The organism is Enterococcus sp. DIV2384, assembly GCF_050534975.1.
GTDB lineage: Bacteria > Bacillota > Bacilli > Lactobacillales > Enterococcaceae > Enterococcus > Enterococcus faecalis.
In genome coordinates this window covers 1,440,395-1,466,076 of sequence record NZ_CP172905.1, presented here as the reverse complement: position 1 = coordinate 1,466,076, position 25,682 = coordinate 1,440,395, and the positions used below count along the sequence as shown (strand labels likewise).

The 25,682-nt window shown below is 37.4% G+C and carries 25 protein-coding genes and 2 pseudogenes; 21 read left to right on the top strand and 6 right to left on the bottom strand.

What is annotated here, in order from left to right; genetic code table 11:
* Window positions 1-30: 30 nt before the first annotated feature.
* From IGK54_RS07160 to IGK54_RS07130, 7 genes are all read left to right on the top strand, one after another.
* On the top strand, window positions 31-1,473 hold the full coding sequence (locus IGK54_RS07160) for a S41 family peptidase (RefSeq protein ID WP_002379484.1): 1,443 nt from the start codon (window positions 31-33) through the stop codon (window positions 1,471-1,473).
* Window positions 1,474-1,491: 18 nt separating this feature from the next.
* On the top strand, window positions 1,492-2,046 hold the full coding sequence (gene lepB, locus IGK54_RS07155; protein ID WP_002382369.1) for a signal peptidase I: 555 nt from the start codon (window positions 1,492-1,494) through the stop codon (window positions 2,044-2,046).
* A 114-nt stretch (window positions 2,047-2,160) separates the two neighbouring features.
* Window positions 2,161-2,610 carry a hypothetical protein gene (locus IGK54_RS07150; protein WP_002357452.1) on the top strand — a complete coding sequence of 150 codons (450 nt, stop codon included), beginning with the start codon at window positions 2,161-2,163 and terminating at the stop codon, window positions 2,608-2,610.
* Window positions 2,611-2,758: 148 nt separating this feature from the next.
* Window positions 2,759-3,127, top strand: a complete 369-nt coding sequence (locus IGK54_RS07145; protein WP_002357453.1) for a GntR family transcriptional regulator — start codon at window positions 2,759-2,761, stop codon at window positions 3,125-3,127.
* Complete coding sequence (locus IGK54_RS07140) at window positions 3,124-3,978, top strand: ATP-binding cassette domain-containing protein (RefSeq protein ID WP_002366745.1); 855 nt, start codon at window positions 3,124-3,126, stop codon at window positions 3,976-3,978. Before IGK54_RS07145 ends, IGK54_RS07140 begins: the two co-directional genes overlap by 4 nt.
* A gap of 1 nt (window position 3,979) precedes the next feature.
* Complete coding sequence (locus IGK54_RS07135; protein WP_430602831.1) at window positions 3,980-4,711, top strand: hypothetical protein; 732 nt, start codon at window positions 3,980-3,982, stop codon at window positions 4,709-4,711.
* A 118-nt stretch (window positions 4,712-4,829) separates the two neighbouring features.
* Window positions 4,830-5,798: an NADP-dependent oxidoreductase gene (locus IGK54_RS07130; protein ID WP_430602829.1), complete on the top strand. Its 969-nt coding sequence runs from the start codon at window positions 4,830-4,832 to the stop codon at window positions 5,796-5,798.
* A 220-nt stretch (window positions 5,799-6,018) separates the two neighbouring features.
* Here the strand turns inward: IGK54_RS07130 and IGK54_RS07125 are convergent, their stop codons facing one another.
* The 4 genes from IGK54_RS07125 to IGK54_RS07110 all read right to left on the bottom strand — a co-directional run bounded on the left by IGK54_RS07125 (window position 6,019) and on the right by IGK54_RS07110 (window position 8,958).
* The gene (locus IGK54_RS07125) at window positions 6,019-6,621 is read right to left on the bottom strand and encodes an alpha/beta hydrolase (RefSeq protein WP_002361880.1); all 603 of its coding nucleotides are present in this window, start codon (window positions 6,619-6,621) and stop codon (window positions 6,019-6,021) included.
* 12 nt (window positions 6,622-6,633) lie between these two features.
* Window positions 6,634-7,596, bottom strand: a complete 963-nt coding sequence (locus tag IGK54_RS07120) for a ring-cleaving dioxygenase (RefSeq protein WP_002381868.1) — start codon at window positions 7,594-7,596, stop codon at window positions 6,634-6,636.
* Window positions 7,597-7,606: 10 nt separating this feature from the next.
* Entirely contained in the window at window positions 7,607-8,035 is a 429-nt protein-coding gene (locus IGK54_RS07115; RefSeq protein ID WP_002379481.1) for a MarR family winged helix-turn-helix transcriptional regulator, read from the bottom strand.
* A gap of 128 nt (window positions 8,036-8,163) precedes the next feature.
* Window positions 8,164-8,958, bottom strand: coding sequence for an SDR family NAD(P)-dependent oxidoreductase (locus IGK54_RS07110; RefSeq protein WP_002379479.1), 795 nt, complete (start codon window positions 8,956-8,958; stop codon window positions 8,164-8,166).
* A gap of 196 nt (window positions 8,959-9,154) precedes the next feature.
* Between IGK54_RS07110 and IGK54_RS07105 the strand changes: the two genes are divergently transcribed.
* The 3 genes from IGK54_RS07105 (at window position 9,155) to IGK54_RS07095 (ending at window position 12,572) form a co-directional block, all read left to right on the top strand.
* A complete protein-coding gene (locus IGK54_RS07105; RefSeq protein WP_016616339.1) occupies window positions 9,155-9,907 on the top strand; it encodes a DUF7006 family protein in 753 nt (250 codons plus the stop codon).
* A 104-nt stretch (window positions 9,908-10,011) separates the two neighbouring features.
* Complete coding sequence (locus tag IGK54_RS07100; RefSeq protein WP_430602827.1) at window positions 10,012-10,734, top strand: TraX family protein; 723 nt, start codon at window positions 10,012-10,014, stop codon at window positions 10,732-10,734.
* A gap of 155 nt (window positions 10,735-10,889) precedes the next feature.
* Complete coding sequence (locus tag IGK54_RS07095) at window positions 10,890-12,572, top strand: IS1182 family transposase (RefSeq protein ID WP_430602825.1); 1,683 nt, start codon at window positions 10,890-10,892, stop codon at window positions 12,570-12,572.
* Here IGK54_RS07095 and IGK54_RS07090 read toward each other — a convergent pair.
* A complete protein-coding gene (locus IGK54_RS07090) occupies window positions 12,569-13,603 on the bottom strand; it encodes a YdcF family protein (protein WP_023895066.1) in 1,035 nt (344 codons plus the stop codon). The two genes, IGK54_RS07095 and IGK54_RS07090, sit on opposite strands and share 4 nt — an antisense overlap.
* Window positions 13,604-13,885: 282 nt before the next feature.
* On the opposite strand from IGK54_RS07090, the gene ptb reads away from it, so the two are divergent.
* The 8 genes and pseudogenes from ptb (at window position 13,886) to IGK54_RS07050 (ending at window position 21,752) form a co-directional block, all read left to right on the top strand.
* Complete coding sequence (gene ptb, locus IGK54_RS07085) at window positions 13,886-14,707, top strand: branched-chain phosphotransacylase (RefSeq protein ID WP_002357471.1); 822 nt, start codon at window positions 13,886-13,888, stop codon at window positions 14,705-14,707.
* An 18-nt stretch (window positions 14,708-14,725) separates the two neighbouring features.
* Entirely contained in the window at window positions 14,726-15,808 is a 1,083-nt protein-coding gene (gene buk / locus IGK54_RS07080; RefSeq protein ID WP_002364005.1) for a butyrate kinase, read from the top strand.
* A gap of 5 nt (window positions 15,809-15,813) precedes the next feature.
* Complete coding sequence (gene lpdA / locus IGK54_RS07075) at window positions 15,814-17,223, top strand: dihydrolipoyl dehydrogenase (protein WP_033591475.1); 1,410 nt, start codon at window positions 15,814-15,816, stop codon at window positions 17,221-17,223.
* A gap of 10 nt (window positions 17,224-17,233) precedes the next feature.
* On the top strand, window positions 17,234-18,226 hold the full coding sequence (locus IGK54_RS07070; RefSeq protein WP_002379474.1) for a thiamine pyrophosphate-dependent dehydrogenase E1 component subunit alpha: 993 nt from the start codon (window positions 17,234-17,236) through the stop codon (window positions 18,224-18,226).
* A 21-nt stretch (window positions 18,227-18,247) separates the two neighbouring features.
* On the top strand, window positions 18,248-19,234 hold the full coding sequence (locus IGK54_RS07065; RefSeq protein WP_002357475.1) for an alpha-ketoacid dehydrogenase subunit beta: 987 nt from the start codon (window positions 18,248-18,250) through the stop codon (window positions 19,232-19,234).
* A 23-nt stretch (window positions 19,235-19,257) separates the two neighbouring features.
* Window positions 19,258-19,428, top strand: a pseudogene (locus IGK54_RS07060) (biotin/lipoyl-containing protein); the annotation flags it as partial.
* Between the two features lie 192 nt (window positions 19,429-19,620).
* A pseudogene (locus IGK54_RS07055) lies at window positions 19,621-20,556 on the top strand (dihydrolipoamide acetyltransferase family protein); the annotation flags it as partial.
* Between the two features lie 143 nt (window positions 20,557-20,699).
* A complete protein-coding gene (locus tag IGK54_RS07050; RefSeq protein WP_002384478.1) occupies window positions 20,700-21,752 on the top strand; it encodes a PTS sugar transporter subunit IIC in 1,053 nt (350 codons plus the stop codon).
* Window positions 21,753-21,760: 8 nt separating this feature from the next.
* On the opposite strand, the gene IGK54_RS07045 is transcribed toward IGK54_RS07050, so the two are convergent.
* The gene (locus IGK54_RS07045; protein WP_002357478.1) at window positions 21,761-22,651 is read right to left on the bottom strand and encodes a LysR family transcriptional regulator; all 891 of its coding nucleotides are present in this window, start codon (window positions 22,649-22,651) and stop codon (window positions 21,761-21,763) included.
* 176 nt (window positions 22,652-22,827) lie between these two features.
* Between IGK54_RS07045 and IGK54_RS07040 the strand changes: the two genes are divergently transcribed.
* From IGK54_RS07040 to IGK54_RS07030, 3 genes are all read left to right on the top strand, one after another.
* Window positions 22,828-23,769, top strand: a complete 942-nt coding sequence (locus tag IGK54_RS07040) for a 2-dehydropantoate 2-reductase (RefSeq protein WP_430602823.1) — start codon at window positions 22,828-22,830, stop codon at window positions 23,767-23,769.
* A gap of 275 nt (window positions 23,770-24,044) precedes the next feature.
* Window positions 24,045-24,896 (top strand): ribosome biogenesis GTPase YlqF, encoded by an 852-nt coding sequence (gene ylqF, locus IGK54_RS07035; protein WP_430603367.1) that lies wholly within the window; start codon window positions 24,045-24,047, stop codon window positions 24,894-24,896.
* A 1-nt stretch (window position 24,897) separates the two neighbouring features.
* The gene (locus tag IGK54_RS07030) at window positions 24,898-25,665 is read left to right on the top strand and encodes a ribonuclease HII (RefSeq protein ID WP_002357481.1); all 768 of its coding nucleotides are present in this window, start codon (window positions 24,898-24,900) and stop codon (window positions 25,663-25,665) included.
* Window positions 25,666-25,682: the final 17 nt, after the last annotated feature.

The window sequence follows — 25,682 nt, the reverse complement described above, 5'->3', positions numbered from 1 at the left end:
AAAAGTAGTGACGAATTTGTTAGAAATGAGATGAAATCTATGAAGAACAAACGAACTGTTCCTTTTTATCAATATATTATTTCGCTCCTCTGTGTCGCATTTTTAGCTGGAGGAAGTAGTTATATTTATTTTGATCATCGTGTTAAAAAGATGAGTCAAGAAGGGGCAATTACCAATGCTGATTTAAGCAAAGTGCAGGATTTATATAATGAAATTAGTACCAATTATGTAGGTGAAGTAGATAAAAATGAATTAGTTGAAGGCGCCTTAAAAGGCATGTCTGAAGCTATTGGAGACCCATACTCAACTTATCTAAATGAATCTGCTGCCAATAATTTAAACGAAAGCTTATCTGGCGATTTTGAAGGAATTGGTGCCACTATGACAATGAAAGATGGCGAACCAGTTGTAGCAGAGGCCCCTGTAGCAGATTCCCCAGCTGAAAAAGCGGGAATCAAAGAAGGCGATATTATTGAAAAAGTTGATGGTACAGCTACAAAAGGGATGAAACTAGCAGAAGTCGTCTCAAAAGTCCGAGGTAAAAAAGGAACTTCCGTTGAATTGACTATCCAAAGAGAGGGAGAAACTAAAAATATCTCCATCAAACGTGGGAAAATTCCCGTTAAAACAGTGACTGGTGAGTTAGACAAAAATGATGCACAAATTGGCTCGATTAAAATTACGTCCTTTGGTAAAAAAACATATCAAGAATTGAAAGAAACAATCACAAATTTACGTGACAAAGGAGCTAAATCCTTTGTAATTGATGTACGCCAAAATCCTGGTGGACTGCTAGATCAAGCAGAGCGAATGGCCAGTATGTTTTTAAAAAATGGCGAAACAATTGTTCAATTTGAAGACAAAAAAGGACGTACGATGAAAGAAGTTGCTTCCAAAGAATTAGACGGCGGCTTTAAAGTAAAAGAACCTGTTGCAGTTATCATTGATGGCAATAGTGCCAGTGCATCCGAAATTTTTGCTGCAGCACTGCATGAATCTGCGAATGTCCCACTAATTGGAACGAAAACATTTGGCAAAGGAACGGTCCAAACGGTGAAAGATTTAAATGACCAAACCGAAATAAAATTGACTGTTTTAAAATGGTTAACACCAAAAGGCGAATGGATCAACGAAAAAGGAATTGAACCAACCATCAAAGCTGATTACCCCGAGTATGCCTATTTAAAATTGATTCCTCGCGATAAAACGCTAAAAGAAGGAGATCAATCTGAAGATATTCAGAACTTAAATGCTATTTTAGCTGTATTAGCGTATCCTGTTGATGAAAACAATGCAAACTACACCGCAGAAACAAAAGCAGCGGTTAGCGATCTTCAACAGAAAAATGGCTTGCCTGTAACTGGAGAAATCGACAATGAAACAGCCACAAAAATTGAAGCCACTTTAGGTAAATTAATTCTTGAAAATGACGCTGCCTACGATACAGCAGTCAAAGAAATTCAAAAAAACTAGAAAAAAGGTGGCACGAAGTTGAAGAAGAAACGTGATTATGTTGGGTATTTAATGTACTTTCTGAAAATCTTAGTACCAGCAATCGTAGCCGTTTTTATTTTAAGAGGATTTTTCCTGATTCCTGTTCGGGTGGATGGCCATTCCATGCAAAAAACCTTGAATCAAGGAGATATGATTGTGATGGAAAAATTCTCCGCCATTAAACGGTTTGATGTGGTGGTCTTTAAAACAGACACAGGATCGATTCTGATTAAACGTGTGATTGGTTTACCAGGAGAAGCTGTGCGTTACGAAAACGATCAGTTATATGTCAATAATCAGCCAATCGCTGAACCGTATTTAACTAAAAACAGAAAAAAAGATCATGAAACGATGCCTTACACTACGAATTTTGATTCAAAAGAATTGTTAATGCAAGAAAAATTACCTAAAGATAGCTATTTTGTGCTTGGTGATAATCGCCGTATGTCCAAAGACAGCCGTTCTTTTGGTGCAATACATGCAGATCAAATCTTAGGGAAAGCACAATTTGTTTATTACCCACTCACTCATATGAAGATCATTCCTAAATAAGTAAGACCACTAGTTCGTTTATTTAAATAACGACTAGTGGTCTTTTCTAATCTGAAAAATTGTTCTCTTAGCTGAAAAATGTTAAGGTTAAAGTAATGATAGATGTAGGAGGTCATGCAAATGATTAGAAAAACAATTTTAGCAAGTTCTATCTTAGGCGTTGGGTTGCTAATTGGTGCATGTGGGAATCAAACCCAAACTCAAATGAATTCAACTAATACCAGTGAATCATCACAGCCTAAAGTAACCGAATCAAGTCGCAAGTCATCTGAAAGTGCGTCTAATAACGAAGGTGTATCAAGCGATTCTAGTAAATCCACAAGTTCCACTACAGAATCAGAAATCTTAAAAGGTCTGGCGGAAGAAAAAACGCTAAAAGAAAAAATCCCGTCCTTAAATCAAACAACGATTAAGAAAGTCACTGATAATGAGTATAAACGCATTCTTGTGATGGAAGAAAAGGCTACAGGAACGACCTATAAAAGTATTTTGATAAAAAAACAAAATCGCTTAAAAATTGTCAACGAAACAACCGATGAATTGTTATACAATGGAACCCTATAAGAACGAAACCATTCAATAAACTCAAAAGTATCGCCATTGTTTTCAAAGAAAAATTTCTTTGGAAACAATGGTTTTTTTGTTGACAAAAGAATTTCTAAGATATATAGTTAGTTACATAAGTAGTTAACCGTTTAAGCGAGGTGTAAAAATGGAATTTAATTTTTCGGGGGAAAAGCCTTTATTTCAGCAAGTAGCCGATCAGATTGCCGAAGGAATTTTTAATGGCGCTTACTTAGAAGGCGAACAAATTCCCTCAACCACAGAAATATCAAAAAGTTATCAAATCAATCCAGCCACCGTTTTAAAAGGAATGAATTTATTAGTAGAACGACAGTTGATTGAAAAGAAACGGGGGATTGGCATGTTTGTTTTACCAGGCGCTCAAGAGAGAGTAAGAAGTGCACGGAAAGAAGAATTTTTAAATAAAGAAGTCTTAGAAGTTGTCGCAGAAGCTAAAAAATTAGGGATTACAGCTGAACAATTAAAACAACTAATTGAAAGAGGGTATGACGCATGAGTTTGCGGGTGGAATCAGTAAGTAAAAAATATCATCAAAAACAAGCACTAGATAATATTTCAATTACTTTTGAAAAAGAAACGATTTATGGGCTCTTAGGCAGAAACGGGGCTGGTAAAAGTACGTTATTAAATATCATAAATAATCGAAGTTTTGCCACTTCAGGTTCCGTTAAATTGGCGGGAGAAACAGTGACCGATAATGAGGCTGCTTTGACTCATATTTACTTAATGAGTGAAGATAATTTGTTTCCTCCTCAGTTAAAAATTAAAGATATTTTTAAAACGACTGAAGGTTTTTATGGATCCTTTGACTGGTCTTTAGCCGAACAAATGTTAAGCGATTTTGATTTAGATGGTAAAAAGACATTCAAAAAATTATCAACTGGTTATCGGAGTATTGCTAAACTAATAGTGGCGCTATCCGTCCCCTGTGAGTATATTTTTTTAGATGAGCCAGTCTTAGGTTTAGACGCCAATCATCGGGAATTATTTTATACTTATTTAATTGAGACATACCAAGAACGTCCCCGTACGTTTGTGATTTCTACCCATTTGATTGAAGAAATTGCGAATTTATTAGAAGATATTATCATCATTGATCAAGGAAAATTGATTCGCGCAGAATCTATTGAAACAATTTTGAAAAACGGTCGCATTGTTTCTGGGCCGAAAGAACAAGTAGAGCGCTATACTCAGTCATTGGAAATCTTAGGCATGGACACTTTAGGTGGAGCAGTTACGGCTTACGTGTACGGCGACTTGCCGACTGAAAAAGCAGAGGTTCAAATTGCGCCGCTAAATTTACAAACATATTTTGTACAATTAACCAATAGAAAGAAGGAAAAGTAAAATGAAATTTAAAACAGCTTTGCGGTATCGTGTTATTTATCAAGTCCGTTCCTTAGCAATTTATTTTGGCTTTTATGCTTTGTTCGGCATTCTTTTTCCTCTTATTGGGTTGCTCTTTTCTAACGACGTGAATACTGTCAGCTCTGATGCAGTAATTCCTTGTCTGGTTTTTATGGGGATACTATCATTTTTAGGGGTAAACACAGATTTTAAACTGTTTATTCAAAACGGGCTTTCCCGCTGGACGATTTTTTTGGTGAATTTTGTAAGTAATGCTATTTTATCTTTGGTTGGATCCTTGGCTGTACTTGTACTGATTAAAGTATTTAGCGGCAATTTCATTTCTCATTTTCAATTATCAATGAAATTAATTGATGTCTATGCGCAAGGAAACTTTTTCATGTCGTGGTTGCTCTTTTTTATCTTACTAATGCTTAGCGGCTCACTTGGCTTGTTAGCAGGTGTCTTTAATGATCGGATAGATGGCGTAAAAAAACTCATTGTTTTATTGCTGTTATTAATGATTCCTATTTTACTGGGCACGATTGCACAATTAAGGGGGGCACCAATGCGCCTGAGAATGCTCCATGTCTTGCAAGCAATGGTTGGTTATCAATCCACTGGTTTTACTGTCCTACCACTTCTTCTGACAATCAGTTGCTTTGTTGGCATTAATCTTGGTTTGGCCTATTTATTGAATAAACATCGTGAAATTAAACGCGTAAATGCATAACTAATTAAAACAGATCGAGATTAATAATGAATACACTTTCTCTCAAAACAACAACATTTAACTAAAGCATATTCTTATATAAAAAGAAGGCAATAGGCGTATACTAAAAGTGTGAAAAATGAAACAAATGAGAGGAAGTTGGTTTATGAAAGCTGTTGTGATTAATCAGTACGGAAGTAAAGAGGTACTTGAAGAAGCAGAAGTAACACTGCCAGAATTATCGGAACATCAAGTGTTGGTAAAAGAATACGCGACATCAATTAATCCGATTGATTGGAAATTGCGTGAAGGATATTTAAAACAGATGTTTGATTGGTCCTTTCCGATTATTCTTGGTTGGGATGTCGCTGGTGTGATTACAGAGGTGGGGAGTCAAGTAACGGATTGGCAAGTTGGCGATAAAGTTTTTGCTCGTCCTGAAACTACTCGTTTTGGTACCTATGCAGAAGTAACGATTGTGGATGATCATTTATTAGCAAAAATCCCTGAAACAATTAGCTTTGAAGAAGCGGCTGCCGTTCCGTTGGCTGGTTTAACCGCTTGGCAAGCATTGTTTGATCATGGTCACCTTAAAGAAGGAGAAATTGTTTTAATTCATGCGGGTGCAGGTGGGGTCGGTACTTATGCGATTCAACTAGCAAAAGAAGCGGGCGCACATGTCATCACGACCGCTAGCGCAAAAAATCATGCCTTACTGAGAAAAATTGGTGCAGATGAAGTGATTGATTATCATACAACGAATTTTGCAGAGGTATTAGCTGATGTTGATTTGGTCTTTGATACAATGGGTGGTGAGGTTCAAAAAAATAGTTTTGACGTCTTAAAACCAAACACAGGTCGTCTTGTTTCAATTGTGGGCATTGAAGATAAACAATTGGCAGCCGAAAAAAATATTTCTGCTGAAAGTATTTGGCTTCAACCAAATGGAGAACAATTACAAAAAATTGCTGATTTGATGGCAGCTGGAAAAGTGAAATCAATTATTGGTGAAGTTTTCCCTTTTTCTAGACAAGGGATTTATGATGCACATGCACTCAGTGAAACGCACCATGCAGTTGGTAAAATAGTTGTTCAAATGGCAGAATAAAAAGAAGCTCAGACAGTGAATTATCTTAAAATAGAAAAAGTGAGCCTGGGACAAAAATCCAAAGAGATTTTTGTCCCAGGCTCAAAACCTGATAAACGGCGGGAACAGAACCAACTCCTTCGGAAATAAGCCGAAATTCTCCAAAAATTAAAGAGCAATTTTCGGAAATTTCTTCTTATTTCTCGGAGCTAAACGGTTCTGTCCCGACCTCACTTTTTTGTTAAGAGGACAGATGTGCCAACCAAGTTTGTGTTTCCTTAATTTCTTGATAAGTTAATTGATGACTTTGTGTCCAAACCTCTTGTACGGTTGCTCCATGATTCTGAAATAGTTGAATCACACGCATACTTTCAGGAAGTGGAACAATCGGGTCATGCTCTCCTAGAGATAATAAAACAGAAGTGTCGGTCAAGTCTGGTTGATTGGTCAATTCAACAGGAAACATGGGATGATAGAGGACAGCTTGATGGTAACTATCGGGATGAGTAAGCAATAATTGAATAGCGATATTGGCCCCATTTGAATAGCCAATAAAAATAATTTTATCCAATGAAAATTGATGCTCGTTAGCGGCTTGTTGAATAAACTTATGAAGCGCCTCGCCGCGTTTTTCTAGATCTTCTAAGTCATAATGACCTTCCGCTAGGCGCTTAAAATAACGATTCATTCCATTTTCTGAAACATCACCACGAATACTTAGCACAGTAGCTTGTTTATTTAGTTCTTGGGCAATTGGTAGGAGAGATGTTTCATCACCACCTGTACCGTGAAGTAGCACAAAGACAGGTGCTTCAGGATGTCCTTTTTTAAAAATTGAATGCATGTTTTTTCCTCCTTAGGCTCGTTTTGTATTGAACGGCTTGATAACACTCTCAATATACTCACGACGGTTTTCTAAAAATGGCGCAAGAGATAACTTTTCTCCTAATGTTTCGTAAGGTTCATCCCCCATAAATCCTGGTTCATCGGTGGCTAATTCGACTAAAATATGCCCAATACGAACATACAATGATTCAAAGTAATAACGATCGACATAGCCAGAGTTTTGTAAGCCTAAATGATCAAAGAGCGCTTGCCAAGTCCCAAGTGATTTACGATCCGCTAGGCGGAATGCAACGTGATGTACTTCACCATATCCTTGTTGCGCTTGTGAGCTAGTATCATCGTCTACCAAAACGACTTGGGCACCATTGCCACCTTGCCCAACTTCTAGTAAATAGCGATTGCCTTCTTGTGCCACTACGTGAAAGCCTAGAATTTCTTCAAAGACTTCTTTGAATTCATGAAAATAGGAAATAGCTATTTCGACAGGTCCTAAGCCATAAATCGCAAATTCTGTAGGGACAGGTCCTTTTTTCCAAGGGGTGCCCGCTGCAACACCCTGATTTAATTCATCAGAGATTAATTGATACGCTTGATCATCAAAATCCCAAAAGCGAAGGACCTTTTTCCCGAATTCTTCAGAAATACCTGTGTGTTTGACAGCAAATTCATTGAAGCGATTTTCATAATAAGTCAAAGCTGCATCTGAAGGAACCCGGAACCCTGTTCTTGAAATTGTATTGGTTCCTTTTAATCCTTTAGGGTTATTGGGAAAATCGAAAAAGGTCATGGTTGTACCTGGTGTACCCAAATCATCGGCAAAATAGGTGTGGTAAGTATAGATATCATCTTGATTCACTGTTTTTTTGACTAAACGCATCCCTAAAACGTCTGTAAAGAAGTGATAGTTTTTTTCTGCATCACTTGTCATAGCTGTAACGTGGTGGATTCCTAATAATTGATCTTCTTTTTTCATCATTATTTCCTCATTTCGTTTCATTTGTTATTTTTCGTAAAGTTTTTTGAAGAAGAGTTAATTCTTCAGAAGAGAGTTGTTCAAATGCTTCTGCAATTCGCTTTGCATGCATCGGGAAAATTTCTTCAATTAATGTTTTTCCAGCTTCTGTTAATTCAACGTAAGTAATGCGTCGGTCTTTTTCACTGGGGGTGCGCGTTACATAGCCTTTTTTATGTAATTGGTCAATAACATAAGTGGTGCTACTGCTAGCGATTAAAATTTTCTCCTTAATTTTTTGGATGGTCTGAGGACCTTTATGGAGTAACAGCTCTAATACTGAAAATTCTGTAATGTTTAAGTCATAACAAGTGACATCTTGCTTGGCAAGTTGCTCTAGTTGATGGCTGGTTCTTAATAAACCGATATAGGCTTTTAAAGCTTCTTGCTGTTGGGTCATTGTTTCACCTCTTTTTATTTCGAATTCGAGATAAATATAACTTACTTTTGGTAAGTAATCAATTAATATGCTTAAAAAGACAGCCAGCAAAAAATGTGAATTTTTTCTGGCTGTCTTTTTTGTTTAATTTAGAAGATCGTTGGAACTAAGCCGCCATCGATTCTTAAGGCTTCGCCTGAGAATGAAGAAGAATCCGGGCTGGCCACAAAGGTAACAAAACGACCAATTTCTTCTGGTCGAATGAGCCGTTGGATTTGTGAACGAGAACGATGATTTTTCATGAAATCTTTTTCCCAATCCTCTTTGGGAATGTCTGAATCAGCGTACATATCTTCCAACATTTTTTCTACACCTTCGGTAAGGGTTGAGCCAGGCATAACCGTGTTAACGGTGACATGTGTGCCGACAGTTAAGTTGGATAAACTTTTAGCTAAGGAAAGATTCATCGTTTTTGTCATGCTATATTGGGGCATTTCGCCAGAAGGCATCACCGCTTCTTCGCTAGCGATGAAAATAATGCGACCAAAATCTTGTGCAAGCATTTTAGGTAGATAAGCTTTTGCTAATGCATTGCCTGACAACACATTCACAGTAAAAAATTTTTCCCAAGTGGCGTCATCGATGTCCCAGTATTCCATTGGCTCAAAAATCCCCATATTGTTCACTAAAATGTCGACTTTAGGGAATTTTTCAAGTAAAGTAGCTCGTTGACTTTCAATGGAAATATCGGCAGTCCCTGCTTGAGGATGAGTGTCTGGAAACATTGTTTGTATTTCTTCAACAACTTTGATTACTTCGGCTTCATTGCGCCCATTGATAATGACATCGGTCCCTTCACGAGCCATTTCAATCGCAATTGCTTTGCCAATTCCTTTGGTTGAACCAGTAATTAATGCTAATTTCTTCGTTAAGTGTAAATCCATTTAAATCCCTCCAACGTTTGTCTATCTCTAGTGTAGGTCTTTTTCTGGACTTTTAAAAGGAAAAAGTTTTTTCGGCCCGCGAGAAACAAGCCCCAATAATTACTTAACAGCTGAGTTTTCACTTTTTGGGCGTAAAACGAGTAATTATTGTCAGTAAAAAAGCGTCACTTTTTTGATAGAATAACTAGAGACGAAATTGGCAAAGACCAATTTTGTAAAATTGTACATAAAAAAGAAGAGTGGGAATGCTATGAAGAAACAATATTACTGGAATATACCCGATAACTTATTAAACTCGTTAAAACAGCGGAAAAAGTTATACAACTTTTATAAAAATGAACAAAATAAGGCAAGAGAATTAGTAGAGAATTGTCAGTCGGTTCTTTTTCCTGAATTAGTCGCTTCGCTGAATAAAATAGATGAGCGGATTAAATTATTGATATTCTATCAAAATTTAGAAGATTGTGAGCTTTCAGAAGAAGAAATTATTACTGTGATTGAGCGAGAATATTTTGTAACTTTTTACGAAACAATTGAAGAACCGACCACTGAAATTATTAGTAGTCATTCTATGTATTATTTATTGCAACAGCCGACTAAAGAAATGCTTTGGGATTTAGACTTTAGTAACATGTTAAAACAAGGTCAGTTAGTTGATTTAATGGATTATCAAAAATTGACCAAATATTATCAAAAGCTGCAGAATCAAGCTAAAAATTTGATTGAAAAATTAAATAAAGAAACATTTTACACATTCTATAGTCAACTTTTATTGATTGATTGCCAATGCAAATTATTAATAGAAGAGGCGCTTCTAAAAGAAGAATCATTGATGACGGTCGATGAATGCTTAACAGCCATTAAGCAAGAAATTCGAAAAATTCATTTTGAACAATTTAAATACCAACATTATTTATTTGAAGATTTATCTTTGCGGTACCAAGTTTAACGAAAGTGACAAAAAGAATGGTTGAATCTAACAAGAATGTTCGTTGTTTTCTGTTATATAAAAAGATATGATAGTTTCTGTAGAAAAAATAAAGGAGACGATTCATGAACGCAAATCGCTTAAAGTTATTGATGATGGGGTTAATGGTTCTTGACCATATTAGTTATTTTGTTTCGCCAGGATGGGCACTGATTTTTCATGTAATTACTCGTTGTGTCGGTGTGTTTTTTGGTTACATGGCTGTAGAAGGGTTCAACTATACACGGAATGTTTATCGTTACAATGGTCGTTTGTATATTTGGGCAGCAATCATGTTTGTTGGAAATACGCTGCTAAATCATTTAGTGAATAATCCAGCTGTCGCTGTTCACAACAATATTTTCTTCACCTTAGCCCTTGGTGTCAGTATGTTAATTGTGACAAAAGCGATGCTAGAAATGCCAAAAATCAGTTTAAAAATTGTTTTATTGATTAGTATATTAGCAATTTTAGGAATAGGAGCAATGTTTGCTGAAGGTGGCATTGTGATGTTACCTTTTATGTTGATTACGTATTTAGCCAGAAAGAGACTTGTCTTACGGAACTGTTTATATGGTGCATTAGCGCTCTTTTTCTTAGTTACAAGTTTTCAATGGTTGGGAGATTGGCCAACGACAATTGAAATGTTAGCTTATAATTCTGATTTTATGTTTATCACTGTGTTACCATTTATATTGCTTTACAATGGTGAGAGAGGGAGCAAAGCACCATTTTTCAAATATTTATTTTACGGATTCTATCCGCTTCATTTATGGCTGATTGCATTGATAGCCAATTACGTTCATTAAACCTTTTTATATTAAAAAAATAAAAAGAGAATGGGACAATAATCAGAAAAAAATCTGATTATTGCCCCATTTTTTTAATTTCAAAGTACACAAAAAGCACTCATTCCTGTAAGATTAAAGTGACGAAACCCAATCAGAAAGGAAGCGAGTGCTTTATGTTTAAAAATTATACCATCAATCAAACAACTTTACCATTAGATATGGAACAATATATTCCTGAAACAGATGTCGCTTTTGCGGTTAATGCTTTAGTCGAAGCCATGCCACAAACACTCTTTCTTAAATTAGAAGAACAACTAGGCCGACCGGCCTACCACCCCAAAATGATGTTAAAAATTATTTTATATGCTTATACGCAACGTGTTTTTTCAGGTCGTAAAATTGAATTTCTATTAGATGACAGTTATCGTATGCGTTGGCTAGCTAACCACGAACAAGTCAGTTACCGGACCATCAATCGCTTCCGAAGTCAGGAAACAACTGCTCACCTTTTAGCAGAAGCCTTTGTCTTATTCCGCCGTCAATTAATCACCAATCAGGTAATTGACAATGAAGCGCTATTTATTGATGGTACAAAAATCGAAGCGGATGCCAATAAATTCAGTTTTGTCTGGCGCAAAGCAACAAATCGGTATGAAGCTGCTTTGGATAAACAATCAAACGAATTCTATCAAACCCTTTATAAAGAAGAAATCTTGCCTTCTTTAAAAGAAGAAAACCAAAGTGATAGATTGACAAGCACCCAATTGGAAGAAATCGCGCAGCACTTGGAAACAGAGTTGGTGGCGACAGAAGAACAACTACAAAAGGAAAAGAAGAAAGAAAAACAAAGCCAATTAAAGAAAAAAAGAAGAACCTACAAAAAGTATCTACGCAAAATCCAAGCGGATTATTTACCAAGAAAACAAAGATATGAAACCTATAACCGCCTTTTTCAAGAGCGAAATAGTTTTTCTAAAACAGATACAGATGCCACATTTATGCGGATGAAAGACGATTATATGCGCAATGGTCAACTAAAGCCAGGCTACAATTTACAAATCGCAACAGAAAATCAATATGTCCTAGCGTATGATCTGTTCCCGAATCCAACAGATACAAAAACTTTAAATCCATTTTTAGACAGCTTTTTGGAACAACACAACGAATTACCCGAGTATATTGTAGCGGATGCCGGCTATGGAAGTGAAGAAAATTATACGTATATCAACGATGTCTTGCATAAAACGCCATTAATCACCTATGCTAGTTATCATAAAGAAAATAAAAAGACCTATAGAAACAGTCCTTTTATGGTTGATAACTGGCGCTATTTGGAAAAAGAAGATACATATATTTGTCCTGCCCATCGGGCAGTTCCCTTCAAGCGATATAGTCGAAGAAAAGATAAAGGCGGATTTGTCCGTGACTTCAAAATTTATGAATGTGAAAATTGTCGAGATTGTCCTGTTCGTAGTCAATGTACGAAGGCAAAAAGTGAGCAAAACCGACAAATTTTAGTGAATAATACATGGCGCTATTTCAAAGCCGAATGTAAAAAGAAGCTTTTAGAGGAAAAAACAGGTTCGATTTATCGGAAACGGAAAATCGATGTCGAACCAGTGTTCGGCCACCTAAAGGCTCATTTGGCGTTCCAACGTTTCCACTTACGAGGGAAACAAGGAGCCAAGATTGACATTGGCTTGGCGCTCATGGCATTAAATTTAAGAAAATTAGGGAAATATATGGAGAAAAAACAACGTAAAAATGAAAAACCAAGTCCGATTTTGAAAGTAATCATCAAAATCGGACTTGGTTTCTTTTGGAGAAAGGACTATTGTCCCACTCTCTTTTTTTAGATGGGTAAGATACTGATTCCTAAAAGAAGAGTGACAAGTAGAAAAACAAAAAGCACAATTCGCTTATCATGAACCAGTAAGGCAATGTATTCTCGGATTAGAGCAGTTGGTAAAAAATATAAGGCAGTTGGCGCCCCGACACCTTCAGCTTTTAAGCCGACACGATGGGCATACATAGCTCCTCGTAAGACATGATAGTTATTTGTTGAAAAAATAACAGAGGGTTGTTTAGAATCAGACGGCATCTTTTGCCAATCTGCCTGAATTATTGCTTTAGAAAACAACATATTTTCATAAGTGGTTGTGGATTGGCCCTCCATCAAAATTGCTTCTGCAGGAATATTTTGTGAAAGCAAATATTTTTTCATTGCGAAAGCTTCGGCCACAGGTTCGTCAGGACCTTTACCACCGCTGACTACAAATTTAGCGGTGGGATTTTTTTCATAATATTCAATCCCTTTATCTAACCGACTCTTCAAAAGTGGAGGTACTTCCTCGCTACGAATTCCCGAACCTAAAACAATGATATAATCAACCGCTTTTTTTAAAGGAATCATTTGGTACATCCATGAATACAAGACGTAAGCAGCAAATAGAAAGGTCAGTAAAAGATCCATTAACAATAGAAAAAGTAAGAACAGAAAAAGCATATAAGGTATTTGCGCTGTGCCAACTGATAATAAATATAGAAAGGCTGGTAAAGCAATTAATAAGTTCAGCCCTAAGCCCGCCGACAATTTAGCCGTGACACTTTTGCCTTCTTTCGTTTGCATCGTACGTGAGTTAAAAATAAAGTAAAGGCAAATGCCGATAAACACAGCGGGAATTAATAGATAAGCAATGGCCAAGGTAATTAGGTCGCCATTCTTAAAATGTAAATAAATTTTGTCTAATCCGATAAATAGTAAGGTGACTAATGACAATAAGGTGCCGGAAGCCAGAGTGATACCGCCGAGGATACTGCGGTTATTAATTTTTAATATACCAAATCCTAGTAGGGCGATAAACAAAAAGAATAGTAGTAGTGCCATTTAATTCCTCCTAAAAATAAGTATCTAAAGTATAACATGCTTTAGGATCTGACATAAATAAACAGCTGTGCCGAAGCATAAGTTTTCCTTTCATTCTTAGAAAAGAAGTTTTTTCATGAAAAGTAAATTAGATAACAATTGTTTAGAGAAAGAAAAGCTTGATTTACTAAGCTTTTCCTTCTCTATAAAAAATATTAATGAGGACATAAAAATTAACAATTTGTATGCGTTTACATACTAAGGTAGATTTAAAGTGTAAAGAAGAAAAAATGAGGTGAGAAAATGATCACTGTTTCAATTGCAGGAGGTTCACAACCAGAGATTTTACAGCTAGTTAAAAAAGCACTAAAAGAAGCCGAGCAACCGTTGCAGTTTATTGTATTTGATACAAATGAAAATCTTGATACTGAAAATCTCTGGAAATATGTTCATTGCTCAGATGAGGCCGCGGTAGCACAGGAAGCTGTCAGTTTAGTTGCAACCGGTCAAGCACAAATTTTATTGAAAGGAATTATTCAGACCCACACATTACTAAAAGAAATGTTGAAAAGTGAGCATCAATTAAAAAATAAACCGATTCTTTCCCATGTAGCAATGGTGGAGCTGCCTGCAGGAAAAACCTTCTTGTTAACCGATTGTGCGATGAATATCGCTCCCACTCAAGCGACCCTCATTGAAATTGTTGAAAATGCTAAAGAAGTCGCCCAAAAATTGGGATTGCATCACCCGAAAATTGCTTTGTTAAGCGCAGCGGAAAATTTCAATCCTAAAATGCCTTCGTCTGTTTTAGCAAAAGAAGTCACGGCACATTTTAATGGTCAACAAGAGGCTACGGTTTTTGGGCCACTTTCGCTTGATTTAGCGACCTCTGAAGAAGCGGTTGCGCATAAACGTTACAGCGGTCCTATCATGGGGGATGCAGATATTTTAGTGGTCCCAACTATTGATGTTGGCAATTGTTTATACAAATCATTAACCTTGTTTGGGCACGCCAAAGTGGGAGGAACGATTGTTGGCACAAAAGTCCCAGTCGTTTTAACATCTAGAAGCGATTCAACAGAAAGCAAATTCCATTCATTAAGATTTGCCATGAGACAAGTTTAAAAAAAGGAGCAGAAAAAAATGGAAACAGTATTGGTTATTAATCCTGGCTCGACCTCCACGAAGTTAGCGCTTTTTGCTAATCATGATTGCTTGGCAGAAGAAACGCTTAGACATAGCGTCCAAGAATTGGCACCTTTTGAAAATGTTGTCAGTCAAACACCATTTCGAAAACAAATGATCGCGGAATTTTTAGAAACACATAACATCACACAATTAGCCGCTGTCGTGGGGCGTGGTGGTTTGCTTAAGCCTATTCCTGGCGGTACGTATCTTGTCGACCAACAAATGCTAGAAGACTTGCGGACAGAACGCTTTAATACCCATGCTTCAAATTTAGGGGCGATTTTAGCTAATGAGTTTGCAGAAAAATATCACGTGCCAGCCTTTATTGTCGATCCTGTTGTTGTAGATGAGCTACAGCCATTAGCCAGGATTTCTGGATTAAAAGGCATTCAGCGGCGTAGCGTTGGTCACGCCTTAAATCAAAAAGCGGTCGCTCGAAAAATCGCTGAGGATTTAGGGAAAACATATGAGCAAAGCAATTTTATCGTTGTTCATTTAGGTGGGGGCATTAGCTTGGGGGCGCATCAAAAAGGCCGCATGGTGGATGTGGTAAATGGGCTTGATGGTGAAGGTCCTTATACGCCAGAACGCAGTGGCGCCTTACCGCTCGTTGAATTTGCGCAATGGATACTTGAACAGGAGTTGACGATTAGCCAAGTGAAAAAGCTAATTGCGGGGAATAGCGGTCTTAAATCATACCTAGGTGAAACAGATTTACGGCATATCCAAGCACAAATAGCTGCAGGTGATCAAACAGCAAATTACTATTTAAAAGGAATGTGTTACCAAATCGCAAAAAGTATTGGCGAGATGGCCGTAGTTCTTGAAGGCACAATTGATGCAATTATTTTAACAGGGGGCGCAGCCTACTCGCAAACCGTTGTTCAAGAAATTAGTCAAAAAATCACTTGGATTGCACCAATTAAGGTTTACCCAGGTGAAATGGAGATGGCTGCTTTATATGAAGGCGTCAATCGAGTATTAACAGGGGAAGAACAAGCTTTAAATTATAGTGAAGCAAAAATTGAGCAGGAGTGATCAAAATGGCGGAACAAACAGATTTACTGATTTTAGGTGGCGGAACAGGAGGCTATGTAGCAGCAATTCGAGCTGCACAAAAAGGGCTAAACGTCACAATTGTTGAAAAATACAAATTAGGTGGCACTTGTTTGCACAAAGGCTGTATCCCTACAAAAGCTTTATTAAGAAGCGCAGAGGTTTTTGATACCTTAAAACAAGCGGCTTCTTTTGGGATTGAAACAGAGGCAGCGTCCATTGATTTTTCTAAAATACAACAACGGAAAGAAGGAATTATTGAGCAGTTACACAAAGGTGTTGAAGGCTTATGCAAAAAAAATAAAATCAAAATTTTAGCAGGCGAAGGTGCGATTTTAGGTCCCTCTATTTTTTCACCAGTCTCTGGCGCAGTGGCAGTTACGTTTAATGATCCAACACGGGAAGAAGAAATTATCGTTCCTAAAAATGTCATTATTGCGACAGGTTCTAGTCCTAAAACGTTACCTAATTTGCCACTGGATGAAGAATTTATCTTATCTTCTGATGGGATGCTTGAATTAGAAGAGCTACCAGAATCAATTGCAATTATTGGTGGTGGCGTTATTGGTGTCGAGTGGGCTTCTTTATTAAATAGTTTAGGTGTCACCGTAACTATCATTGAATTTTTGGATCGGTTACTTATAAATGAGAGTGCAACAATTTCTAAAGAATTAAAGAAACGTTTAGAGCAACGAGGAATTAACATTTTATTAGGTAGCAAAGTCCAAGAAGCGAAAGTTACCGGGCAGAAGGTTCAAATAGAAGTTGCAGGACAAGAAAGCCTCGCTGTTGACAAAGTCATGGTAGCAATTGGGCGTCAACCCAATATCAATAAGTTAGGGTTACAGAATACCTCAGTGAAATATACTGACAAAGGCATTGAAGTAAATGAATTTTATCAAACCACAGAAGGACATATTTATGCGATCGGTGATTGTATCGATACACTCCAACTAGCACATGTGGCTATGAAAGAAGGAGAGTTAGCTGTTCAGCATCTTTTAGGCGAGACAGTTGAACCTTTAAATTATACAAACGTGCCTCGAGGTGTTTATACAAATCCTGAAATAGCAAGTGTCGGCTATACTAGAGAAACTTTACCAGCAGATAAAGAAGTAGTGATTGGCACCTTCAATTTTAATGGTAATGGTAAATCACTTGTTTATGGAGAAACAGATGGCTTTATAGAAGTAATTCGTGACAAGAAGACCGATGATTTATTAGGGGTTTCTATGATTGGGCCACATGTCACGGATTTAATTGCCGAAGCAAGTACTGCCATGTATTTAGATGCCGCGCCCATTGAAATTGGTGAAGCAATCCATGCGCATCCAACAATGACAGAAGTATTGCAAGAAGCAGCCTTAGATACTTATGGCTTAGCGATTCACAAATAGAGAAAGGTTGATGAAAATGAAAACGCTTAAAAAATCGGGTTTATCAAAAGAAGAATTGATTCAGGCATATCGTCAAGTACTACGAGGACGTCGTTTAGACGAACGGTTGTGGCAATTAACAAGGATTGGTAAGACCTCTTTCAATATTTCTGGTCAAGGGGCAGAAGTTGCACAAGTAGCGATGGCGATGGCTTTTAATCCTCAAAAAGATTATTTTTTACCGTATTATCGTGATATGACCGCGTGCTTGGTTTGGGGCATGACCTCCAAAGATATTTTAATGGGTTCTTTTGGAAAAGAAGCGGATCCTTCTTCCCATGGTCGTCAAATGCCGAATCATTATGGTTCAAAAGAGCATAATATTGTTTCCTTCTCTTCAACAGTAAGTACACAAATGCCATTAGCAACAGGTGTTGGTTATGCAGCGCAACTTCAAAAAGCTGATTTTGTTGCATTGACCACCACTGGGGAAGGCTCTGCCAATCAAGGAGAAGTCCAAGAAGCTATGAACTTTGCAGGCGTAAAAAAATTACCAGTCATTTTTGTTGTTGAAAATAATGAATATGCGATTTCTGTCCCAATTGAAGAACAGTATGCCAATAAACGAATGGCCGATCGCGCGAAAGCTTATGGCTTTGAAGGTGTAACCGTTGATGGTAGTGATTTTACTGAAGTCTATCTAGCATTTAAAGAAGCAGTAAAAGCGGCTCGCGGGAAAAAAGGACCAAAATTGATTGAATTAATGGTTTCTCGCTTGACTTCTCATTCCGCTGACGATGATCAATCTGTTTATCGTTCAAAAGAAGAAATTGAAGAGATGAAAAAGAATGATGCAGTGAAGCTTTTTGAAAAACAATTATTAGAAGAGGGCTATTTAACAGACGAAGACATTGCCAAAATTGATGAAGAAATTCGTACAGAAATCAATCAAGCAACGGATGAAGCAGAAGCAATGCCAGATCCTGTACCGACATCAATTTTAGAAGAAGTGTATGCAAAATAAGAGAAGAGGAGAAGAAATATAATGGCTGAGATGACTTATTTAGAAGCAATTAACTTAGGAATTTCTGAAGAAATGGCTCGTGATGAAAAAGTAGTTATTTTTGGAGAAGATGTCGGCGGCGACAAAGGCGGCGTGTTCGGTGTAACAAAGGGCTTGGCTGCTAAATACGGTGACGAGCGTTGTTTTAATACACCGTTAACAGAAGGCTTAATTGGTGGTTTAGCTGTCGGCTTAGGTTTAATGGGCTATCGCGCAATTGGTGAATTTCAATTTGCGGATTACATTTTGCCTGCAACCAATCAATTGTTATCAGAGGCTCGGACAATGCGCTATAGAACAAAAGGCGATTGGACTGCGCCAATCGTTTATCGGACCCCTTATGGCGGCGGTGTTCGTGGTGGGCTGTATCATTCTCAGTCTACAGAAAAAGTTTTTTGTGGACAACCAGGATTAAGAGTGGTGACCCCCTCTAATCCTTATGATGCAAAAGGGATGATTAAAGCAGCGATTCGTTCCGATGATCCAGTCATTTTTTACGAACATAAGCGTTTATATCGTTTACTAAAAGATGAAGTGCCTGCAGATGATTATATCGTACCAATTGACAAAGCCAATGTCGTTAGAACGGGTAGTGATTTAACCGTGATTAGTTACGGCATGACCTTGCAATTAGCTTTAGCTGCGGCGGAAAAACTAGCCGCTGAAGGAATTGATGCCGAAATCGTCGATGTTCGCTCATTATATCCTTTAGATCGCGAAACATTAGTAGCTGCAGCTAAGAAAACAGGGAAGGTTTTACTCGTAACAGAAGACAATAAAGAAGGCAGCGTGATGAGTGAAATTGCGGCAATGATTTCAGAAGATGCTCTCTTTGATTTAGATGCACCGATTCAACGACTTGCAGGACCTGATTGTCCAAGCATGCCTTATGCATTACCTTTAGAAAGAGAATTTTTAATCAATGAAGAGCAAGTATTAGCAGCAATGAAAGAATTAGCAGAATTTTAATTGAAGCAAGGAGGAAAAAATAAATGGCCACAAAAGAAATCAAAATGCCTCATCTAGGCGAAAGTGTCACAGAGGCAGCCATTGTCCAATGGTTAGTTAAACCAGGAGATTCAGTGAAACGTTATGATCCCTTAATGGAAGTCGTTTCTGATAAAGTCACCACGGAAGTCCCATCAGATTTTGATGGTGTAGTAAAAGAATTTCTGATTTCTCTAGATACAGATGTGCCCATCGGAACAGCGGTGATGACGTTAGAGACAGAAGAAACAACCGAAAAAACAGAAGAAGCTACTTTAGCACCAGTGAAAGAAGCAAGTGCGGAACAAGCACAAGAACATGAAACGGTTGAAACAACAAGCACTGCGACGTCCCATCAAAAAAATAATGGTCGTTATTCCCCAGCAGTCCTTAAAATTGCCCAAGAAAAAAAGATTGATTTAACACAAGTTACAGGGACAGGTCGTGATGGTCGAATTACTAGAAAAGATGTTACAAACTTTACACCAACACAGGCAAGAACGCCTGAGAAAACAGTGAGTCCAGGAACTAGCCCTTCAATTTCAGAGGAGCCAGTTGCTTCGCAAAATGAAAGCGCCGCAACAGCTAGTCCAACTGAAACAACCACAGATAAAATTGTCTCTGCAGATCCTGTACGTAAAGCAATTGCTAAAAAAATGGTCCAAAGTGTCAACGAAATCCCTCACGCTTGGTTAATGGTGGAAGCGGATGTGACCAACTTAGTCCAACTTAGAAATTCATTAAAAGATGAATTTAAACAACAAGAAGGCCTGTCTCTAAGCTTCTTCCCATTTTTTGCCAAAGCAGTCATTCAAGCGTTAAAGAAAAATCCAAAAATCAATACATCTTGGGATGATGGCTCAATTATTTATCATAAAGATGTTAATTTATCCATAGCTGTAACGACAGACGAGCATCTTTACGTGCCAGTGATTCAACAAGCGGATAACTATTCGATTGCAGGGCTAGCTAAAGAAATCAATCGCTTGGCACAAGAAGTCCGACAAGGAACGCTAGCAAGCAAAGAAATGCAAGGAGGGACCTTTACTCTTAATAATACTGGAACACTAGGTTCCGTCCAATCGATGGGAATTATTAACCATCCACAAGCTGCGATATTACAAGTAGAGTCAATTAATAAACGCCTTGTGCCAACCGCAGATGGAGGCTTTAAAGTGGCAGATATGGTTAATTTATGTCTTTCTATTGATCATCGAATTTTAGATGGACAACAAGCAGGTAAGTTCTTGCGAGATGTTAAAGATAATTTAGCGAAATATAATGCGGATACGGATGTATATTAAAAATCGTTCCTTGCTTTAGTTAAATAAAAAGCGCCTCAAAGAAATAAGCGCTCTTCTTTGAGGCCGCTCTTTATCTAATAGAAAGTTCAATCATTCTCAAACTTGTTCTAAAAAAACAAAAATAATCAATAGGAGTGTTGAAAATGCCCACTGATAAACTGGATGCTCAATTAACCCCAAGAATATTTTTTAACAAAGTGTTAGCTGGAACAGCTTCCGGCACCATTATCGCCTTAATTCCCAATGCTGTATTAGGAGCCATTTTAAAATATTTTGCAGAATACAAGATTATCGAAATGATTATTCATGCGGCGCAAATTTTCCAACTAGCCACCCCTTTAATTATTGGTGGACTGATTGCTTTTCAATTTGGCTTAACGCCACAAAAAATGATGATTGCTGGCGGTGCAGCATTTGCTGGCTCTGGCGTGATTAAATTTAATTCAGAAGTGAAAGGCTTTATTGGTGCAGGCACTGGTGACATCATTAATATTATGATTACCGCTTCTGTTGCAGTCTTACTTTTATTAGTCATCGATAAAAAATTCGGTTCAGTGGAAATCATTGCTTTACCGATCGTTGTTGGAGTAGGTGCAGGCTTGTTTGGCATGTTGATTTACCCATATGTGACACAGATCACGGTCGCCATTGGTAAAGTGATTAACAATTTTACTGATTTCCAGCCAATTATCATGAGTATTTTAATTGCTTGTTCATTTGCTGCACTGATTATTTCACCAATCACTACTGTGGCAATCGGTTTGGCGATTCAGTTGAATGGCTTGTCTGCAGGTGCTGCTGCAATGGGAATTGCAGCTACAACTGTTGTTCTTGTGATTAATTCTTGGAATGTCAACCAATCAGGAGTGACACTGGCTGTCTCTTTGGGCGGCATGAAAATGATGATGCCTAACTTATTTAAATACCCAATTATTTTAATTCCTTGTTTATTTACAGCGACTATTTCAGCAATTCCTGTGGTTCTATTCAACATTTCAGGAACCCCACAATCGGCTGGATTTGGCTTGGTTGGACTCGTGGGGCCACTTGCTTCGTTGGATGCGGGCTTAGGGATCTTACCCTTACTCTTTTCTTGGTTTGTTGTTCCAATTGTTGCGGGTTTATTCTCAAAATTCTTATTTGAAAAAGTGTTGAAACTTTATGATAGTAAAGTCGTCTTTGCTTATCAAGGCTAGATTATCCATTAATTTTCTTTAATGATTTGGATAAAATCTCTAACATCTTCTGTCATACTAAAATCGCGGCGCAAAGCAATGCCGATGGGGAAATAGTCAAACTTATCTTTTAAAGGAATCCATTTCAGTCCCTGACTTTTTCCCACTTCATAATATTCAATCGGCAGCAAACAAATCGAATTATTTTTTTGTAAACTATAAAGAAGTACTTGTAAATCATCGTTATGCAAAATGATATTCGGCTCATAACCGAAGCTCCGAGTCCGATCTAGTAGTAGGCGACCAATCATAAAATTATCACTTAACGATGAAAATCGTTGATCTTTCAAATCTTTAAAAGTTAATTTTTCATATTGGGAGAGAGGATTTGATTCTGGTACTACGACATAAACATGGTAGCCTTTGGTAGTCGTTTCTAAAGGTTCAATATGAATAATTTCAGGTAAGGTATTTGGGAAAGAAATTAGTCCCATATCAATTTCTTTATTTGCTAACATCGTTTGTAATTTTGGCGAGCCATCTTGCTGTAATATTAAATTCACATGTGGATGGGTTGTTAAAAATCGTGAAATTTCTTTCATAAATTGTACAGCAAATAAAGTAGTTAAGCCTAAACGCAATTGCTTTTTAACTGGTTTCTGGTTCATTTCACGAATATCTGTTACCAATTGATCGAATTGAAAAACAACTTCTTGGCCATGTTCATATAAATAAACACCTGTATCGGTTAATTGAAACGGTTGATCAGAATGATCAAACAACGCTGTGCCTAACTCAGATTCCATTTTTTTCAATGCTAAAGAAAGTGTTGGTTGGGTGACAAATAAATTGCGAGCGGCCGCCGATAAACTGCGGGTATTAACAATTTCAATGAAGTACTTTAAAAGCTGAATATTCATCAGAAACTCCCTTCCTTTTTAAAAGCGCTTACATAAATGCGCTTGGATAAAAAATAACAAATAGATCACTTATAATATAACATATGTTTTGCCTTTTTATTGCTATAAAAGTAAGAGATAGAGATTTTCTTAGCAGATTTTTACCTAAAAATAAAAAATTGAACGGAGGAAAAGAAATGAAGATTATTATCGCAGGTGCTGGCGCTATGGGCAGTCGCTTTGGACTAATGTTACATCAAGCAGGAAATGACGTTATTTTTGTTGATGGTTGGCCAGAACATATTGAAGCAATAAGAAAAAACGGGTTAGTTGCTGATTTTAATGGCGAAGTGATGACCGCTAAAATTCCTATTTATCCTCAGACAGAAGTAGCAAGCATCGATTTTACAGCAGACTTAGTTATCCTATTTACAAAAGCAATGCAACTGGCAGGAATGCTTGAAGCATTAGAACATTTCCTTAATAAAAATACGAAAGTTTTATGCTTGTTAAATGGAATTGGGCACGAAGATATTATCAAAAAATACGTGCCATACGAAAATATTTTATTAGGAAACACAATGTGGACCGCTGGGTTAGAAAGACCTGGCAAAGTAAAATTATTTGGCAATGGTTCGATTGATTTACAAAATTTAGGAGCGCAAAGTGAACAAGCAGCAGAAGCAGTCATTAAGGTATTAAATAACGCTGGCTTAAATGCACGTTATTCTGAGAATATTTTATCATCCATTTATAAGAAGGCCTGTGTGAATGGAACAATGAATGGTTTATGTACTTTGTTGGATTGTAATATGGCAGACTTTGGCGAAACAGAGCAAGCAGATCAAATTGTTCAACAAATAGTTAATGAATTTTTAGCAGTCGCTGAAGTGGAACAAGTTACGTTAGATAAACAAGCAGTTCTTCAACAAATCCGCTCGTGTTATAATCGAGAAACAATTGGTTTGCACCATCCATCGATGTATCAGGACTTAATAACCAATCATCGTTTAACCGAAATTGATTATATCAATGGAGCAATTGTTCGCAAAGGGAAAGTCTATGGGATTGCTACACCGTACTGTCAGTTTTTAACAGAGTTAATTCATTGTAAAGAAAATTTACTTCATGCTAAATAACAAGTAAAAACAGAAATATTCTTGAGTCGGTCTTGAGAAGAGCTTGACCTACTTCTTTCTATACTTTGCCAGTGTACAAGGCTGAGACAAAATCCAAAGTGAGTTTGGCTCAGCTTTTTTGTTTTTTAAAGAACACTACAGAAAATAAATCAAATCCGTGAAAAATATGTTAAACTAGAGAAGGTGTTTTTTCGCAAGAATCTACGCGGAACACAGGACTCGTTGAAGAATTGAATCAAAGAAACAATGTGTTAAAGAAGGGATTTGAACAGATTATGACCATTCAATGGTTTCCCGGCCATATGGCCAAAGCAAGAAGAGAAGTTTCTGAAAAAATCAAATATGTCGATATTGTATTTGAACTAGTTGATGCGCGGTTACCGCTTTCTTCCCGTAACCCAATGATGGACCAAATTGTCCAACAAAAACCACGATTAGTCCTTTTAAATAAAGGGGACTTAGCAGATAACGACCAAAATAAAAAATGGCAACATTACTTTCAAAAGAAAGGATACCAAACCCTAGTCATCAATGCCCAACAAAATAAAGGAATCAATAAAATTGTGCCAGCAGCCAAGGAAGCGTTAAAAGAAAAATTGGCTCGTGAACAGGCGAAAGGCTTGAAACCGCGTGCGATTCGCGCCATGTGTATTGGGATTCCCAACGTTGGTAAGTCAACCTTAATGAATCGTTTAGTCGGAAAAAAAATTGCGCAAACTGGGAACAAGCCAGGCGTGACAAAAGGACAACAATGGTTACGCTCTGGTTCCCAATTGGAATTACTGGATACACCAGGGATTCTCTGGCCAAAATTTGAAGATGAAGAAATTGGAAAAAAATTAGCTTTAACTGGCGCTATAAAAGATCAATTATTGCATCTAGATGATTTGGCGATTTATGGATTAGATTTTTTTGCACGTTTTTATCCGCAACGTTTGACGGAACGATATGGTTTAACAGAGGAAGAGCTATTTTTACCTGCCCCAGAACAATTGATGTTAATTAGCCAAAAACGTGGTTTTAGAGATGATTATAATCGAGCCAGCGAAATGATTATTTTAGAAATTCGCAGTGGAAAATTAGGTACGTATACTTTGGACCGCTGGGAAGAACTAGGAGACGAATAACATGGCAAAAGAGTCGATTCAGGCAATCAAAGAAGCGTTGTTAACTGTCACTGATGCAACCGATGAACGATTAGCAAGCTGGCGAGAAGATGAACGTTCAGGAGTGCAACAAGCGATCAAACAATGGGAACGTCGCCAGTTAGCCAAAGAAAAAGAGTGGCAACTTTTTAAAGAAATGAGTCAATTTGAGGAAGCGGCCTATAAAAAAGGCCATCGTTTAATTGCAGGAATTGATGAAGTAGGCCGCGGACCATTAGCTGGCCCTGTTGTGACAGCTGCAGTTATTTTACCGAAAGATTGTCAATTATTAGGCTTAAATGATTCAAAAAAACTATCTGCTAAAAAACGGGAAACGTTATATAACCAGATTCAAGAACAGGCTGTCGCTATCGGGTTAGGTATCGCTGATCAAGGAGTCATTGATCAAATTAATATTTATCAAGCAACTAAACAAGCGATGAAAATGGCAATTGACGATTTAGCTTTTGCACCAGATTATTTATTAATTGATGCAATGCAGTTAGACGTTCCCCAACCACAAGAAAGTTTGATTAAAGGGGATGCACGCTCCATTTCGATTGCAGCAGCCAGTATTATTGCAAAAGTAACAAGAGATCGATTAATGGAAGAATATGATGAATTATATCCTGGATATGGATTTAAAAACAATGCAGGCTATGGAACAAAAGAACATCTTCTCGGGTTAGAAAAATACGGTGTAACACCCATTCATCGACGTACGTTTGCGCCAATAAAAGATATGATTTAAAAATAAAACACTTTTTT

Excerpts from the sequence above, each read along its gene's own strand:
- IGK54_RS07045 (WP_002357478.1), bottom strand. The coding sequence starts at position 22,651 with ATGAATATTCAGCTTTTAAAGTACTTCATTGAAATTGTTAATACCCGC.
- IGK54_RS07120 (WP_002381868.1), bottom strand. The coding sequence starts at position 7,596 with ATGAAAAAAGAAGATCAATTATTAGGAATCCACCACGTTACAGCTATG.
- IGK54_RS07135 (WP_430602831.1), top strand. The coding sequence starts at position 3,980 with ATGAAATTTAAAACAGCTTTGCGGTATCGTGTTATTTATCAAGTCCGT.
- IGK54_RS07150 (WP_002357452.1), top strand. The coding sequence starts at position 2,161 with ATGCAAATGATTAGAAAAACAATTTTAGCAAGTTCTATCTTAGGCGTT.
- lpdA (WP_033591475.1), top strand. The coding sequence starts at position 15,814 with ATGGCGGAACAAACAGATTTACTGATTTTAGGTGGCGGAACAGGAGGC.
- IGK54_RS07115 (WP_002379481.1), bottom strand. The coding sequence starts at position 8,035 with ATGACCCAACAGCAAGAAGCTTTAAAAGCCTATATCGGTTTATTAAGA.
- IGK54_RS07070 (WP_002379474.1), top strand. The coding sequence starts at position 17,234 with ATGAAAATGAAAACGCTTAAAAAATCGGGTTTATCAAAAGAAGAATTG.
- IGK54_RS07065 (WP_002357475.1), top strand. The coding sequence starts at position 18,248 with ATGGCTGAGATGACTTATTTAGAAGCAATTAACTTAGGAATTTCTGAA.
- IGK54_RS07090 (WP_023895066.1), bottom strand. The coding sequence starts at position 13,603 with ATGGCACTACTACTATTCTTTTTGTTTATCGCCCTACTAGGATTTGGT.
- IGK54_RS07145 (WP_002357453.1), top strand. The coding sequence starts at position 2,759 with ATGGAATTTAATTTTTCGGGGGAAAAGCCTTTATTTCAGCAAGTAGCC.
- IGK54_RS07125 (WP_002361880.1), bottom strand. The coding sequence starts at position 6,621 with ATGCATTCAATTTTTAAAAAAGGACATCCTGAAGCACCTGTCTTTGTG.
- IGK54_RS07050 (WP_002384478.1), top strand. The coding sequence starts at position 20,700 with ATGCCCACTGATAAACTGGATGCTCAATTAACCCCAAGAATATTTTTT.
- ptb (WP_002357471.1), top strand. The coding sequence starts at position 13,886 with ATGATCACTGTTTCAATTGCAGGAGGTTCACAACCAGAGATTTTACAG.
- IGK54_RS07100 (WP_430602827.1), top strand. The coding sequence starts at position 10,012 with ATGAACGCAAATCGCTTAAAGTTATTGATGATGGGGTTAATGGTTCTT.
- IGK54_RS07095 (WP_430602825.1), top strand. The coding sequence starts at position 10,890 with ATGTTTAAAAATTATACCATCAATCAAACAACTTTACCATTAGATATG.
- IGK54_RS07110 (WP_002379479.1), bottom strand. The coding sequence starts at position 8,958 with ATGGATTTACACTTAACGAAGAAATTAGCATTAATTACTGGTTCAACC.
- IGK54_RS07160 (WP_002379484.1), top strand. The coding sequence starts at position 31 with ATGAAATCTATGAAGAACAAACGAACTGTTCCTTTTTATCAATATATT.
- IGK54_RS07040 (WP_430602823.1), top strand. The coding sequence starts at position 22,828 with ATGAAGATTATTATCGCAGGTGCTGGCGCTATGGGCAGTCGCTTTGGA.
- IGK54_RS07130 (WP_430602829.1), top strand. The coding sequence starts at position 4,830 with ATGAAACAAATGAGAGGAAGTTGGTTTATGAAAGCTGTTGTGATTAAT.
- IGK54_RS07030 (WP_002357481.1), top strand. The coding sequence starts at position 24,898 with ATGGCAAAAGAGTCGATTCAGGCAATCAAAGAAGCGTTGTTAACTGTC.
- ylqF (WP_430603367.1), top strand. The coding sequence starts at position 24,045 with ATGACCATTCAATGGTTTCCCGGCCATATGGCCAAAGCAAGAAGAGAA.
- buk (WP_002364005.1), top strand. The coding sequence starts at position 14,726 with ATGGAAACAGTATTGGTTATTAATCCTGGCTCGACCTCCACGAAGTTA.
- IGK54_RS07140 (WP_002366745.1), top strand. The coding sequence starts at position 3,124 with ATGAGTTTGCGGGTGGAATCAGTAAGTAAAAAATATCATCAAAAACAA.